At 61.8% G+C, this 15,371-nt stretch carries 13 protein-coding genes and 1 pseudogene; 9 read left to right on the top strand and 5 right to left on the bottom strand.

Annotation, left to right across the window (positions count from 1 at the left end):
• The first annotated feature begins 57 nt into the window (after positions 1-57).
• The gene (locus OCL88_RS10255) at positions 58-2,385 is read left to right on the top strand and encodes an FdhF/YdeP family oxidoreductase (protein ID WP_264962434.1); all 2,328 of its coding nucleotides are present in this window, start codon (positions 58-60) and stop codon (positions 2,383-2,385) included.
• A 6-nt stretch (positions 2,386-2,391) separates the two neighbouring features.
• On the opposite strand, the gene OCL88_RS10250 is transcribed toward OCL88_RS10255, so the two are convergent.
• The 3 genes from OCL88_RS10250 to OCL88_RS10240 all read right to left on the bottom strand — a co-directional run bounded on the left by OCL88_RS10250 (position 2,392) and on the right by OCL88_RS10240 (position 4,571).
• Positions 2,392-3,063 carry an MBL fold metallo-hydrolase gene (locus OCL88_RS10250; protein WP_264962433.1) on the bottom strand — a complete coding sequence of 224 codons (672 nt, stop codon included), beginning with the start codon at positions 3,061-3,063 and terminating at the stop codon, positions 2,392-2,394.
• A complete protein-coding gene (locus OCL88_RS10245; RefSeq protein ID WP_031215982.1) occupies positions 3,060-4,145 on the bottom strand; it encodes an S-(hydroxymethyl)mycothiol dehydrogenase in 1,086 nt (361 codons plus the stop codon). Before OCL88_RS10245 ends, OCL88_RS10250 begins: the two co-directional genes overlap by 4 nt.
• Positions 4,146-4,313: 168 nt before the next feature.
• Complete coding sequence (locus OCL88_RS10240) at positions 4,314-4,571, bottom strand: mycoredoxin (protein ID WP_021470646.1); 258 nt, start codon at positions 4,569-4,571, stop codon at positions 4,314-4,316.
• 164 nt (positions 4,572-4,735) lie between these two features.
• Between OCL88_RS10240 and OCL88_RS10235 the strand changes: the two genes are divergently transcribed.
• Positions 4,736-5,500 (top strand): SOS response-associated peptidase, encoded by a 765-nt coding sequence (locus tag OCL88_RS10235; protein ID WP_413775459.1) that lies wholly within the window; start codon positions 4,736-4,738, stop codon positions 5,498-5,500.
• Between the two features lie 11 nt (positions 5,501-5,511).
• Here OCL88_RS10235 and OCL88_RS10230 read toward each other — a convergent pair whose 3' ends face one another.
• Entirely contained in the window at positions 5,512-5,910 is a 399-nt protein-coding gene (locus tag OCL88_RS10230; protein WP_264962432.1) for a hypothetical protein, read from the bottom strand.
• 46 nt (positions 5,911-5,956) lie between these two features.
• Positions 5,957-6,496, bottom strand: coding sequence for a TetR/AcrR family transcriptional regulator (locus OCL88_RS10225; RefSeq protein ID WP_264962431.1), 540 nt, complete (start codon positions 6,494-6,496; stop codon positions 5,957-5,959).
• Between the two features lie 58 nt (positions 6,497-6,554).
• Between OCL88_RS10225 and OCL88_RS10220 the strand changes: the two genes are divergently transcribed.
• The 7 genes and pseudogenes from OCL88_RS10220 to OCL88_RS10190 all read left to right on the top strand — a co-directional run.
• On the top strand, positions 6,555-7,610 hold the full coding sequence (locus tag OCL88_RS10220; protein WP_264962430.1) for an FAD-dependent monooxygenase: 1,056 nt from the start codon (positions 6,555-6,557) through the stop codon (positions 7,608-7,610).
• An 89-nt stretch (positions 7,611-7,699) separates the two neighbouring features.
• Positions 7,700-8,068, top strand: coding sequence for a DUF6504 family protein (locus OCL88_RS10215; protein WP_021470641.1), 369 nt, complete (start codon positions 7,700-7,702; stop codon positions 8,066-8,068).
• Between the two features lie 3 nt (positions 8,069-8,071).
• Entirely contained in the window at positions 8,072-11,599 is a 3,528-nt protein-coding gene (locus OCL88_RS10210) for a DNA polymerase III subunit alpha (protein WP_264962429.1), read from the top strand.
• 131 nt (positions 11,600-11,730) lie between these two features.
• Positions 11,731-13,740, top strand: a complete 2,010-nt coding sequence (gene thrS, locus OCL88_RS10205) for a threonine--tRNA ligase (RefSeq protein WP_021470639.1) — start codon at positions 11,731-11,733, stop codon at positions 13,738-13,740.
• A gap of 19 nt (positions 13,741-13,759) precedes the next feature.
• Entirely contained in the window at positions 13,760-14,338 is a 579-nt protein-coding gene (locus OCL88_RS10200; protein WP_021470638.1) for an HIT family protein, read from the top strand.
• Positions 14,339-14,342: 4 nt separating this feature from the next.
• Positions 14,343-14,969 carry a phosphatidylinositol phosphate synthase gene (gene pgsA, locus OCL88_RS10195; RefSeq protein ID WP_264962428.1) on the top strand — a complete coding sequence of 209 codons (627 nt, stop codon included), beginning with the start codon at positions 14,343-14,345 and terminating at the stop codon, positions 14,967-14,969.
• 211 nt (positions 14,970-15,180) lie between these two features.
• Positions 15,181-15,371: pseudogene (locus tag OCL88_RS10190) on the top strand (pyridoxal 5'-phosphate synthase lyase subunit PdxS); the annotation flags it as partial.

Here is a 15,371-nt window from a genome sequence, read left to right as displayed (position 1 = left end):
CGGCACAGGCATAGATTGAAAACGTAACATCGCCAAGACTGAAACTCCGGTGGAACGATGGCACGGAAGAAGCACCCACTTCAGGACACCGACGCTGAACTGACGGTCGGGCGGCCCAAACGCTCGGCGGCAGGATTGCCCAGCCTCAGCGAAACGTTGCCCCATGCTCTGGCCGGGATGGGACCCGCCCGGGCCTGGAAGACCTTGACCGCGGTGAACCAGAAGGACGGCTTTGATTGCATGAGCTGCGCCTGGCCCGATCCGCCGGAACGGAAAGCCGCCGAGTTTTGCGAAAACGGGGCCAAAGCCATCGGCTGGGAGGCCGAACCCCTGAGGATTCCTTCTTCGTTCTGGGGAGAGAATTCCTTGGCTTCCTTGGAGACACGGTCTGAGTATTGGCTGGGCCAGCAGGGCAGGCTGGTTGAGCCGGTTTTCAAGGCGGCCGGCTCGGACCATTATGTTCCAGTCTCCTGGGACGAAGCTTTCAAGGTCATTGCCCGGGAGCTCAACGGCCTGGATCATCCGGACCAAGCCACCTTTTATACGAGTGGCAGGACCAGTAACGAAGCTGCGTTCTTGTACCAGCTCTTTGTCCGCGCTTTTGGGACGAATAACCTTCCGGACTGTTCCAACATGTGCCACGAATCCACCGGCGTGGCCATGGGGGAGACCATCGGCGTGGGTAAGTCAGCCATCACCTACACGGACTTTGCGAAGTCGGACCTGATCATCATATTGGGCCAGAATCCGGGGACCTGCCATCCGCGGATGTTGACCGCGCTGGAGGAGGCAAAGCGTGCGGGTGCATCGATTGTTGCGGTCAATCCTTTGCCCGAAGCAGGCTTGATCAACTTCCGTAATCCGCAGAAGCCCCTTGGGCTCATGGGCAGGGGGACGGATTTGGCCGACCAGTTCCTGCAAATCCGGCTTGCCGGTGATATGGCGTTGTTGCAGGCCGTTTCCAAGCGCGTCCTGGATGCTGAACGAGCGGCACCCGGGACGGTGCTCGACCGCGCTTTCATTGACCGTCACTGCAGCGGTTTTGTGGGTTTCGCCGCCCAGTTGGCGGCATTGCGGGAAGAGGACGTCCTGGTTGCCACAGGGCTGACGAGCGCAGAGATCGACGAGTTGGCACAGAGATACATCCGGGCTGAGCGGGTGATCATCACGTGGGCCATGGGCTTGACGCAGCACAAGAAGGCCGTTGCGACCATTAAGGAAATCATCAACCTCCTGCTGCTCCGCGGAAACATCGGTAAGCCCGGAGCCGGTCCTTCACCCATCCGCGGTCACAGCAACGTCCAGGGTGACAGGACCATGGGCATCTGGGAGAAAATGCCTGCCTGGTTCCTGGACGCGCTGGAGGAGGAGTTCGGATTCGAACCGCCACGGAAACCCGGGGTGGATTCGGTGGACAGCATTAAAGGCATGCGGGATGGCAGCATCAGGGTGCTGGTGGCTTTGGGCGGGAACCTGGTCCATGCGATCTCGGACACTGAGGTAGCCGAGGACGCTGTGCGGAAGACGCGGCTGTCAGTGCAGATTTCCACCAAGCTGAACCGTTCCCACGCTGTGACGGGGGAGCAGGCCCTGATTCTCCCTGCCTTGGGGCGTACGGAAATCGATGTACAGGGCGGAGTGGAGCAGTTCGTCACGGTCGAGGACACGGTGTGCGCAGTCCATCGTTCCGCGGGCCGGCTGGCGCCGATCGGGGAACAGGTCCTGTCCGAAGTTGCGATCGTCACCAGGATGGCCGAGGCGGTTTTGGGCGGCAAAGTGCCGGTTGATTGGGCCGGCATGCGGCGGGACTACGACTCCGTCAGGGAACACATTTCCCACGTTGTGCCCGGCTTCGAAAACTTCAACACGAGGATCCGCGCGGTGGACGGGTTTGTCCTTCCACATGGGCCGCGGGACAGCCGGACCTTTCCCACCGCCACAGGCAAGGCGATGTTCACGGTGAACGCCTTGGAAACCATCACGGTGCCCCAGGGGCGGCTGATGCTGCAAACGGTCCGTGCCCATGACCAGTTCAACACCACCACCTACACCATGAATGACCGGTACCGGGGCATCAAGAAGGGGCGCATGGTGTTGATGGTCAATCCCGGGGATTTGGCGGAGTTGGGTTTCGCGGATGGCGCGTACGTTGACGTTCACAGCGAAGCCGACGACGGCGTTGACCGTGTGCTGCGCGGGTTGCGTTTGGTGGCGTACCCCAGTGCCAGGGGTTGCGCGACGGCCTACTACCCGGAGGCCAACGTGCTTGTGCCCTTGGAGTCGACGGCCGAGGGCAGCAACACCCCGGCTTCCAAGTCGGTGATTATCCGGCTGGAGCCGGCTGCCGCCCCGGTGTTTGGAGCAGCAGCCGGCCTCCGGACGTGATGGGGGCTAGTGACCCCGTGCGATCCATTCGTCCAGGTGCGGCTTTTCGGCGCCGATGCTGGTGGACTCGCCGTGGCCGGTCAGAACGACGGTGTCCTCAGGAAGGGAGAGGAGCCGTGTCCGGATGGATTCGATGATGGTGGGGAAATCGCTGTAGGACCGTCCGGTAGCGCCGGGACCACCTTGGAAGAGGGTGTCTCCGCTGAAAACAGTGTTGACGCTCGCTCCTGCTTCAGTCGGTTTTCCGTGGCCCGGGAGGAGGAACGACACCGATCCGGGGGAATGGCCCGGAGTGTGGAGAGCCTTCAGGGTGGCACCGGCAACAGTGAACTCCTCACCGTCCTCGATCGCCTTGTCAGGGTCCTGGTCGGGGAAAACCGCGTGCCACAGCATCCAGTCGTCCCGGTGCAGGTGGACAGGTGCCTTGACCAGCTCGCGGAATTCTCCGGCGTAGCGGATGTGGTCGTCGTGGCCGTGGGTCAGGAGGATCGCGGTGACCTTCCGGCCATTGACGGCCTCTGCGATTTCGGCGGGGTTGTGGGCCGGATCGATGACGAGGCACTCGGTGTCGTTGCCAATGATCCAGACGTTGTTATCCACCTCCCAGGTTCCCCCGTCCAGGGAGAAAGTACCTGAGGTGACGACGCGGTCGATCCTGACGTTGCTTCCGGACGTCACAGTTCCACCACCGATCGCAGGACGGCGCCCTCGTGCATCTTGTCGAACGCCTCTTCCACCTGGTTGATGGTGATGCGTTCGGTGACGAAGGCGTCGAGGTCGAGCTTGCCTTGCTTGTAGAGGTCCACCAGCATGGGGAAGTCGCGGGAGGGCAGGCAGTCCCCGTACCAGGAGGACTTGAGGGATCCGCCCCTGCCGAAGACGTCCAGCAATGGGAGTTCGAGCTTCATCTCCGGGGTGGGAACGCCTACCAGGACGACTGTTCCGGCGAGGTCGCGGGCGTAGAAGGCCTGCTTGTAGGTTTCGGGGCGTCCGACGGCGTCGATGACGACATCCGCGCCGAAGCCGCCGGTCAGGGCCCGGATTTCTTCCACGGGGTCCCCTGCCGATGAGTCCACGGTGTGGGTTGCGCCGAGGTCCTTGGCGCGTTCGAGCTTCTTGGGGTCGATGTCCACGGCGATGATTGTTGTGGCCCCGGCAAGCGCGGCACCGGCGATGGCGGCAACGCCAACACCACCGCACCCGATGACGGCCACCGAGTCGCCGCGCTTGACGCCGCCGGTGTTCAGTGCCGCGCCCAAGCCGGCCATGACGCCGCAGCCGAGCAGTCCGACGGCGGCGGGATCGGCGTCGGGGTCTACTTTGGTGCACTGGCCTGCGGCCACGAGGGTCTTTTCGATGAAGGCGCCGATGCCCAGGGCGGGAGAGAGTTCCGTGCCGTCCTCGAGGGTCATCTTCCGGGTGGCATTGTGCGTGTTGAAGCAGTACTGGGGCTCGCCGCGCTTGCAGGCCCGGCAGTTGCCGCAGACGGCCCGCCAGTTCAGGACGACGCGGTCACCGGGTGCGACGTCGGTGACGTCGGGGCCGACGGCGCTGACTACGCCGGTTGCTTCGTGGCCGAGCAGGAACGGGAAATCATCGCTGATGCCGCCGAGCTTGTAGTGCAGGTCTGTGTGGCAGACGCCGCTGGTCAGGATGTCCACCAGGGCTTCTCCGGGCCCGGGTTCGGGGACCAGGACGGTTTCGAGGGTTGCGGGCGCCCCTTTTGAGCGTACGACGACGCCTTTGACTGCGTGGACCATGAACATTCCCTTCGGACTGGCGGAGCGCGAGCCTGTCCCATGCGGCACGTTAATGCAGCAAGGCCCGCTACGGATTCCCATTCTGTCTATCACACGTGGCAGACAGGGAAGGGATTGTTCCGTGGCGGGCCTGTTGCGTGGTCCTACGCGGCCAACGACTGGCGGGCTTTAGGCCGCGAGGCGGTTTTCGACTTCGGCAGCTGAAGGGTTGGTGGCGGCAGTGCCGTCAGGGAAGAGAACGGTGGGGACAGTGCGGTTGCCTCCGTTGAGCTGCTCGACGAGTTCGGCGGTGCCTTCGACTTCCTCGATGTTGATCTCGGTGTAGCCGATGCCCTTGGCGTCAAGCTGCTTCTTCAGGCGGTTGCAGTATCCGCACCAAGTGGTCGAGAACATGGTGATGGTGCCGGAGTCGGGGGTGAAATCCACAGAGCTCTCCTAGGTATTGGTCGTTTTCACGCTGGTTGGTTCGTTGGTATCAACGGTAACGTGACGGCGAATAATTCCCGGCTCCGTGCGAACGCCGGTTACGGACGGGGCAGCTCCGGCTGCGGTGCTGGTGTGCGGGGCGTGGACAAGGCAGACTGAGTGGCATGTGTGGACGCTATGTCATGGCCCGTGCCGTGGGTGACCTTCTGGCCGAGTTCGACGCCGAACTGGAGAAGGAAGTCGCCCTCGAAAAGTCATGGAACGTTGCTCCGACGGACACGGTCCCGATCGTTCTGGAACGCGTGGTGGAGGAGTCCGTCAAGCGCCAGCTGCATGTGGCGAAGTGGGGCTTGGTGCCGTCGTGGGCGAAGGATGCCAAGGGCGGCGCCCGCCTGATCAACGCCCGCAGCGAGACCCTCCTTGAGAAACCGTCATTCCGCAAGGCTGCGGTTGCCAGGCGTTGCGCAGTGCCTGCCGATGGCTACTACGAATGGAAAAAGGGCGAGGGCAAGAACAAGCAGCCCTACTATGTCCACCCCGGAAACGGCGGGGGCGTGGTCTTCGCCGGCCTGTATGAGTGGTGGCGGGATCAGTCGCTGCCCGAAGACGATCCCGCACGGTGGCTGCTGTCGATGTCGATCATCACCGCAGACACCCCGACGGCGGAATCAGCGCGAACGCGGCGCAGTGCTTCCGTTTTCGATGAATTGACGGCACTTCATGACCGGGTCCCGTTGCCCATGAGCAAAGACACAATGGAAGCCTGGTTGGATCCCAAGGAAAAAGACGCTGAAGAACTCGTCCGGATGGTCCGCTTCCGCGCCCATGATGCCGCAGCGGACTGGACGCTGGATGCGGTGGGCGCCGCCGTCGGAAATGTCCGAAACAACTCACCGGAACTTATCGAACCGGTCCAAGCGCTTTTCTGAGTACTGCCCTTTTAGGCTTCCTGGAACTCTTCCTTGACGGGTACGCCGGACTGGAAGTCACGCCCGTCGGCTTCACTGAAGGCAGTCATCACATGCCCTTTGGGAAGCCCTTGGATGGCGGAGGCCGGAAAACTTCCGGTAATCACGTTTCCCGAATGTTCCACACCTTTGATGTCGTAGTTTTCCTCCGCGCTCAGGGCGTGGTTGAAGGAGAAGAACGAGATCGCCTCACCATTCATGAATTCGATGCCCAGCCTTCGCTGATTGGAGTAGTCTTCGTTGGCGGCTACCAGTCCCACGACGTAGGCGCCGGAATCAGGGACGTTGCCGTCCAGTTCGAAACGCGCCACCAGGTTTTGGTCCGTGGCGGTGATGCTGACCTGCTTCAGGAGTGCGTCTTGGGTGCTCATGCCACCATGTTGCTCTGCGGACCGGCTTGCGTCCACCCCTTGCAGGTCATCCTTCCAGAAGGCGCCGGACGTTGTCCGCCACGGTTGAACGCTCCATTTCCTGTCCGTGCCGGGCCGTCAGCAGATGCAATGCCAAGCCGTCACTGTAATCGGCAACAGCTTCTGCCCGGGATCTCGCATCGTGCAGTCCCATCGCCTGGAGCAGGTGCTCCAGGCCGGAAACCATGCGTTCGTGACCGGCGGAGACGACCTCGGGACGGTCCAGGGCAAAAGCGAACCTTGCCCGGGTCAGATCGGCGTGTTCACCGGCAAGCGCCAGGACCGCGCCGGCGAGTTGGTCTGCCAACTCCGGCACCGTCGTCGGGAGCCGTTCCATTCCTTGATCCCGCAGGAGCCGGGCGTCGCGCGCTTCCACATGATCGACGGCGGCAGCCACCAAGGCGGCGCGGCTGCGGAAATAGTTGGACGTGGTTCCGACGGCGAGGCCCGCTTGGGCGTCAACTGCCCTGTGGGTGAGGCCTTTGAGGCCCTTGGCCGCGACGATTGCCACGGCGGCGTCGGCTATTTCGGTGCGTCGGTCCGGCATGGTCGAAGTCTAGCCTTGAACCATGGTGTTACTACAAATGTAGTAGTAGAGTGTGGCCATGGAAAAAGTGGACATCATTGGGGGTGGAATTGCCGGTTTGGCACTCGCGGCCCGGCTTGATCCCGGACGGTTCGACGTCACCATCCACGAGCAACGGCCCGAACTGCCCGGCGTGGGAACAACCCTGGCCATGTGGTCCGGCGCCCAAGCGGCTTTGGCGGAACTCGGGTTGCTGGAAACGCTGAAGGCGGCAGGAGCCCGGCTGGCTTCAGGCGCCCTCCGCGACCCCTCGGGCCATCCCATGCTCGCCATGCAAGGCAACGTGCTCATGGGCATCTCACGGCCCGGCCTGCTCCGCATGCTTGACTCCGCTGTTCCGCCGTCGGTCACCCGAATCACCGGAAAAGTGGCAGAGCTGCCGAACAACGGCGCGCTGCTGGTGGGCGCCGACGGAGTCCACAGCATCATTCGCCGGAAAGCCTGGGGAAGCCGCACCCAAGCACGTCCCACGCCATTCCTGGCCGTCAGGGGTGTCATCCCCTCCCAGCCGTCACCGTCCGACGTCGGAGAATACTGGGGGAGCGGCACGCTCTTCGGGCTCGCCCCCACGGGATCGGGGACCAACTGGTACGCCTCCTTCCGGTCCGGCCTCGGGCCTGACCAAGTTGACGTGGAAGAAGCCCTGGCATTGACCAGGCACATCTTCCAATACCATTCGCCGGCGGTGCAGCACGTCCTTAGGGAGGCAACCCCCGAAACATCCCTCGCCCAAAGAATCTGGACAACCCCGCCGATGGCCCGCTACGCCAAGGAAGGCATCGTGCTGCTGGGGGATGCCGCCCACGCCATGACGCCGAACCTTGGCAGGGGAGCCTGCGAAGCCCTGGTCGACGCAGTCACCCTGGGAAGGCTCCTCAACGAACTGCCCCGCAAACAAGCGCTTGCGGCCTACAACAAGCAACGAGTACTGCCCACCCAGCAACTTCGGATCGCATCATCGCTGATGGGGAGGGTGGCGCTCGCAGAAACCATGCATCCGCTGCGGGACCTCTTGCTCAAAAGCGCAGGACGACGAGTCGCCACAAGGCGGAAGAAGGTGCCAACCCCTGAGTAGGTTTTGCCGTTCCGGCGTCGTAAACTAGCTATTATTCGAACATACTTTCGAATAACGGTTATCTGTCTTGCGGTGTAAGGAGCGTGCACATGGGACTGTTCAGCGAGTCCGTAAACGTCATCTGCACTGAGGATGGCCAACCACAGGACGTCAGATGGCAAGGCCGCGACTACCAGGTCTGTGCAGAACCCTCCCGCTGGTATGAAAGACGCCAATGGTGGCTCGAAGAGACCCGGGCGCCACTGGGCACAGGAGCCGGGCTCGTGGACCACGAAATCTGGCGCGTCCAACTGGTGCCGGCCCCACACTCGGGGACCCACCCCGGCAGGCAACCGGAAGACACCGTAAAAAACATCACCCTCGACCTCGTCCGCCACCTAGGAAGCGGCCGATGGCGGGTCATCCGCATCCACGACGCCGCACCAAGCAGTGCAGCGGAACCCGAGGAAGCGGCCTGACCCTTGAGCTTCACCCACCTCCACGTCTCAACAGCCTTCAGCGCCCACTACGGCGTCTCCTGGCCCGAGGAACTTGCCCAAGCAGCAGCCGCCTACGGCGCCACCGCCCTCGCCTGCACTGACCGCGACGGCCTCTACGGAACCATCAAACATCTCAAAGCATGCATGGATGCAGGCATCGACCCCATCGTCGGCGTCGACCTCGCCATCCTCGATGACGACGGCGACCACCGAACCCAAACAGCCGGCAGGGTGGTAGTACTCGCCCACGGCCACAACCAAGGCGCCGGCTACCGTGCCCTCTGCCGCCTCATCTCCGATGCCCATTCCCGGACCTCCGGAAAAGCCGGAGGAACAGTCCCCGTGGCAGTCACCAGGGCAGAACTCGCCTCAAGGACCCTGGACCCTCAGACACTCAAGCCTGTCCTCACTGTCCTGATAGGCCCCGATTCGGACGTTGGCAAAGCCATGGGCGGCAGGAAATACCTGCGCCCCCGGACCCTCTTCAAACAATGGATAGACGCCATGCCCCAAGGCACCATCGTCGCCGAAACCGTCTCCCACCTCAGCCCCCCGGGAGAACCCCTCAGCACCTCCCACGCCGTCCGCATGCTCAAACTCGCGCTCGAATACAACATCCCCGCCATCCTCACCAACGCCGTCCGCTACTGCGCACTCGACGGCGCAGCAACGGCAGATGTCCTGGACTCTGCCCGAACCCTGAAATCACTTCCCGAACTATTCGAAGCACCCCGGCTTCAACCAACACCCCAGCTTCAACCAACAGGGCAGGGATGGCTCAAACCCGCCGGGGACATGATGAAACTCGGCAAGGAAAACATGTCCTCCTCAGGGCAAGGAAGCGCCGAACTGGCCAAGCTCCTTGCCAACACCGAGGCGCTCGCAGACAAATGCAGGATCGATCCGGTGCAGGACATGGGCTGGAAGAAACCGGTGGTGCCCGAAGCCTCCATCATTGGCATAGACCAAGACCCCATGATCGAACTGGCCAGACGCTGTGAAGCAGGAATCGGCCGACGCTATCCGGGAATCACCGGCAAGGCCCATGAAAAGATGCGCTCGCGGTTGGAACACGAGCTCAGGATCATCGCCACGTTGGGTTTTGCCTCCTACTTCCTCACTGTCGCCGAAGTTTCAAAGATGATCCTGGACATGGGAGTTCGCGTGGCAGCACGCGGTTCAGGAGCATCGAGCCTGGTCAACTACCTCATTGACATCAGTCAGGTGGATCCGCTCCGTCACGACCTCATTTTCGAGCGTTTCCTCTCAGGCCACCGGTCCACCCTGCCGGACATTGACATAGACGTGGAAAGCGCCGAACGCCATAACGTCTACCGAAAGATCTTTGACCGGTTTGGGTCCGAACGGGTGACCCTGATGAGCATGCAGAACGGATACCGTGCCCGTGGAGCCGTCCGGGATGCCGGGATGGCCTTGGGAATGGATGAAGGCGAAGTCGGGGAAATCGCCAAACAGCTGTGGAGATTCTCTGCCCGAAAATTCAGGGAAGCATTGATTGAAAAGCCGGAATTGCGCCAGTTTGCACAACGAATCGAGGCCGGCAGGGACCACGGCTCCCTGGACACGAACCAACAGCTGGATTTGCTGGTGGACCTCACCGAGCGTTTGGACCGCTTGCCCCGGCACATCTCCATGCATCCCTGCGGCGTGATCCTGGGAGACGCCGGACTCCTGGACAGGACACCCGTTCAGCCGAGCGGACTCGGTCTGCCGATGAGCCAGTTCGATAAACACGACATGGACCCCATGGGCATGCTGAAGCTGGATGTCCTGGGTGTCCGGATGCAAAGCGCCATGGCGTTTGCAGTGCGCGAAGTCATCAGGATCCATCCCGGAAAGGCGGAAGTCGTTGCCGCAGGCGGCCATCAAACAGGACCTGGGGGTGAAGGTCCGGACTACATTTCCAGCGACGGCAGAATCGACCTCAACGCCGTACCTTTCGATGATGAGGCAACCTTCGAATTGATCCGGAGCACCCATACTCTGGGCTGCTTCCAGATCGAGTCTCCGGGGCAACGCGAACTCATCGGAAAGATGGCACCCCGGGAATTCAACGACCTCATCATCGATATCTCATTGTTCAGGCCCGGGCCCATGAAATCGGATATGGTCCGGCCCTTCCTTGAACACCGGCACGGCTTTGCCCCCGAGTCCTACCCGCATCCTGATTTGAAGCCGGTTCTTGAGGAAACCCACGGCGTGACGGTCTTCCATGAGCAAATCCTGAAGACCTTCGACGTCATGACGGGATGCGGACTGGCCATGGCTGACGAGTTCCGCCGGGCGTTGGGGGATGAGGCCCGGGAACCCGGAGTTGAAGCCTATTTCCGGAAGGAAGCCATCAAAAAGTATTCCCCGGACGTAGTGGACAAGGTCTGGGGGACGCTGAAAGCCTTCGGAAGTTTTGGGTTCTGCAAGGCGCATGGAGCCGCTTTTGCGGTACCCACCTACCAATCAGCGTGGCTGAAAGCCCACCATCCGGAAGCCTTCCTTGCCGGCCTGTGGGAACACGATCCCGGGATGTATCCGAAACGGCTGTTGGTTTCAGAGGCCAGGAGACTCGGCATTCCCATCCTTCCCTTGGACATCAACAGAAGCCAGGCTGAGTATCGCGTTGAACGAATCCAGGAAGGTCCCCAGGCCGGCAGGCTGGGGATCCGCTTGAGCCTGACCGGAATCTACGGCTTGTCCGGTGCGGAGCTGAAGCGGATCGTGGCGGGCCAGCCCTTCGATTCGTTAGCGGATCTCCGGACGCGGGCCAGGATCAGCAAGCCCAACATCAAGAGGCTGGCCCAATTGGGTGCCTTCGACCATCTCCATAAGGATTCGGGGAGCCGGGCCAACCGGGCCGATCTGGTGCAGCATCTGCAGGCCCTGCAAAGTTCCCCCGCCAAAAAGCCCAAGGTCATCGACGGGCAGTTGGCTCTTCCCCTGGGTGATGTGGAGCTCCGGAACCTGCCGGCGGCATTGCCTGCACCAACATTGGTGGACAATGTCCGCGCTGAATTGGACCTGATGGCCGTGGACGTCAGCGAGCACTTGATGGAGAGCCACAGGCCATTACTGGACATACTGGGAGTAACCACGGCGGACAAGCTCCTGGGGCTGCGGAACGGTACGGAAGTCCTGGTGGCCGGGGTCCGGGTCGCAACCCAAACGCCACCCATGCGGGGAGGAAGGCGTGTGGTGTTCATCAGTATTGATGACGGCACAGGTTGCATTGACAGCGTCTTCTTCCATGAGGCCCAGGAAGAGTCAGGACCCCTCCTGTTCGGTACCAGGTTGTTGCTGATCCGCGGAACAACACGAAGGACGGGACCCAAGGGGATCAGCCTCAGTGCCACCAAAGCCTGGGACCTGAGCCACCCCGAAACCCTGCCGTTCCCCGAAAAGCCAGGTTCCGGCGTCGTTGATCCACGGGAAAGATTCCTGCCAGGGCCGCTTGACGGCATCAGTCGAAACCTTGCCATTACGGGTCTTGGAAGCTGAACGGCAGTTGGTTCCGGGACCGGCGTGCTGCTTTGGCCGCCCTCGACGGGAACCGATACGATTGACGATGGCTGGCTGTGGTCCCCGTACGCCACAAGCTATGAAGCCTTCACTATGAATAGGAGACACCCGTGTCAGATGCCCAGCAGATCACCCTCATCGTCGATGGCGAAGAGACCAAGGTGACGGAGGGGACTACAGGCGCGGAACTCTTCTTCGAGCGCCGCGATGTTGTTGTAGCCCGTGTTGACGGTGTGCTCAAGGACCTTGACCAGCCCCTCGCGGACGGCGCCAGCGTCGAGGGCGTCACCATCGAGTCCCCTGATGGCCTCAATGTCCTCCGCCACTCCACCGCCCACGTCATGGCCCAGGCTGTGCAGCAGCTGCGGCCCGATGCCAAGCTCGGCATCGGCCCCTACATCACCGACGGTTTCTACTTCGACTTCGACGTCGCTGAACCGTTCACTCCGGAAGACCTGCGCCAGCTGGAAAAGATGATGCAAAAGATCATCAACCAGAACCAGAAGTTCGTCCGCCGCGTGGTCACCGAAGAAGAAGCCCGCCAAGCCATGGCCAACGAGCCCTACAAGCTTGAACTGCTCGGAAAAAAGAACGACGCCGGCGACTCCGCCGAAGGCGTCAACGTCGAGGTCGGCGCAGGCGACATCACCATTTACGACAACGTGGACCGCAAGAGCGGCGATACCGTCTGGTGCGATCTCTGCCGTGGTCCGCACCTTCCCAACACCAAGCTGATCTCGAACGCTTTCGCGCTGACCCGTTCCTCTTCCGCTTACTGGTTGGGAAACCAGAACAACCAGCAGCTCCAGCGCATTTACGGAACGGCGTGGCCCACCAAGGATGCGCTGAAGGCATACCAGGAACGCATTGCGGAGGCGGAGCGCCGCGACCACCGCAAGCTTGGCGTGGAACTGGATCTTTTCTCCTTCCCGGACGAGCTCGGCTCCGGCCTGCCCGTTTTCCACCCGAAGGGCGGAATCATCCGCAAGGCCATGGAGGATTACTCGCGCCAGCGGCACGTGGAGTCCGGCTATGAGTTCGTCTACACCCCGCACATCACCAAGGGACACCTCTACGAAGTATCCGGTCACCTGGACTGGTACAAGGACGGCATGTTCCCGGCCATGCAGGTGGATGCCGAACTCAATGAGGATGGAACAGTCCGCAAGCCGGCCCAGGACTACTACCTGAAGCCGATGAACTGCCCCATGCACAACCTGATCTTCCGTTCCCGCGGCCGGTCCTACCGGGAACTGCCGCTGCGGCTGTTCGAGTTCGGCTCCGTGTACCGGTACGAGAAATCCGGTGTCGTGCACGGCTTGACCCGCGTCCGTGGCATGACACAGGACGACGCCCACATCTACTGCACCCGCGAGCAGATGAAGGACGAACTCACCACCACCCTGAACTTCGTCCTGGGCCTCCTCAAGGACTACGGCCTTGACGACTTCTACCTGGAACTTTCCACCAAGAACGAGGAAAAGTTCGTTGGAGACGACGCCACTTGGGAAGAAGCAACCCGGACCCTTGCAGAGGTTGCCGAAGCCTCAGGTCTGGAACTGGTGCCGGATCCCGGGGGAGCAGCTTTCTACGGCCCCAAGATCTCCGTCCAGGCCAAGGACGCCTTGGGACGTACCTGGCAGATGTCCACCATCCAGCTGGACTTCAACCTCCCCGAGCGGTTCGAACTCGAGTACCAGGCCGCCGACGGTACCCGCCAGCGTCCTGTGATGATCCACCGGGCACTGTTCGGCTCGGTTGAACGCTTCATGGGCGTGCTCACGGAACACTACGCCGGCGCTTTCCCGGCGTGGCTGGCTCCGGTCCAGGTAGTAGGTATTCCCGTGGCCGAAGCTTTCAACGACTACATGTTCGACGTCGTTGACCAGTTGAAGGCTGCCGGCATCCGGGCAGAGGTTGATATCTCGTCGGATCGCTTCCCGAAGAAAATCCGTACGGCCAGCAAGGACAAAATTCCCTTTGTCCTCATCGCAGGTGGCGAGGACGCCGAGGCCGGCGCCGTGTCCTTCCGCTTCCGTGACGGCAGCCAGGACAACGGCGTGCCGGTGGCTGAGGCTGTCCGCAGGATCGTCGACGCCGTGAAGAACCGCGAGAGCTAACGGAACGGATGTAGATACGGTGCAGGAGAACACAGGCGCGGAAGCCGGGTACCCCGGCGACTCAAACGTAACCGACGAGTTTGGGCTCGCCGGCGTCCCGGACGCTTTCCAGCGCCTGTGGACTCCGCACCGCATGGCCTACATCAAGGGTGGGCAGGACCAGTTCAAGAACAAGGATGACTGCCCCTTCTGTGTTGGTCCAACGCGTTCGGATGAGGAATCGCTCATCGTCTACAGGGGCAAGACGTGCTACGTCGTGCTCAACCTTTTTCCCTATAATCCGGGGCACTTGCTGGTCTGCCCCTATCGTCACGTGCCTGACTACACGGACATCACTGTTGAAGAAACAGCAGAGTTCGCAGAGCTTACCCAGACGGCAATGCGTGTACTGCGGAAGGTTTCCAACCCGAGCGGATTCAACCTGGGCATGAACCAGGGCGTGACCGGCGGGGCCGGCATTGCCGCGCACTTGCACCAGCACGTGGTTCCACGATGGGGCGGAGACGGGAACTTCTTCCCGATCATTGCCCAAACCAAGGCCATCACGCAGACTCTCGATGAAGTCCGCAAGCTCGTGGCCGAAGCCTGGCCAGGGTAGTCGAATGCTCAATAGGCATGCGCGCGGTTTCTTCACATCACTCTTCACTCCCATCGCCCGTTGGCTCCTCAAGATGGGCGTATCGCCCGACGCCGTGACAATTGTCGGCACCGCAGGCGTCATTTTCGGCGGCCTGGTCCTTTATCCCCTGGGGCATCTGTGGTGGGGGTCGCTGATGATCGCAATCTTTGCCTTCTCCGACGTCGTGGACGGGATCATGGCGCGGCTTCACGGCAGGAGCGGTGGATGGGGCAACTTCCTGGACTCCAGCCTCGACCGGCTGGCCGACGGCGCGATCTTCGCCGGCATCACCATCTGGTTCTTCACAGGTGGCGGCGATCCCGCCATCGGCTTCGCCGCGGTCATCTGCCTTGTGCTGGGAATGGTGGTTTCCTACGTCAGGGCCAAGGCCGAGTCGCTCGGGTACAGCGCCAGCGTGGGCATCGCCGAGCGGGCTGAAAGGTTGGCTTCAGTCCTCCTGGTCACCGGTTTGACGGGACTGGGTTTACCGCAGGTGGTTCTCTTCGCCACCTTGGTCCTGCTTGCCATTGCAAGCGTTATCACGATCGTCCAGAGGATGGCCGCAGTTCACAGGCAAGCGCTGGCCGACACCAAGGGAACTGGCATCTGACCAGACCTTGCCTGCGGCTTTTGTGCAGCTGTCCTGCTGAAGCCCCATTAAGGCGATCCTGCCGGGTAATACAAGTACTGCGCGCCTGCGTGGTGCGACTAGTATTACTAGTACTTGGTCACCTTGACCTGAAAACCCGGTGTGCGCTGATTGCGGTCCTCTGCTGTGTGCTGCCGGTCAGAAGGTCGTTTATCTACCCATAGGGGTTTTTGTGTCTACACCAGATGTAAGCAACGAAGCCGGTTCGTCCGCGAACAGCGTCACGGGCAGCAACCGCGTTAAGCGGGGTATGGCTGAGATGCTCAAGGGCGGCGTCATCATGGACGTCGTTAACGTCGAGCAGGCCCGTATTGCCGAGGACGCCGGCGCCGTCGCCGTGATGGCCCTTGAGCGTGTTCCTGC

The organism is Paenarthrobacter sp. PAE-2 (assembly GCF_026013155.1).
In the GTDB taxonomy this organism is placed as follows: Bacteria; Actinomycetota; Actinomycetes; order Actinomycetales; family Micrococcaceae; genus Arthrobacter; species Arthrobacter ureafaciens.
Note: the sequence above shows the minus strand (reverse complement) of the source record. Positions and strands in the feature narration are given on the sequence as shown.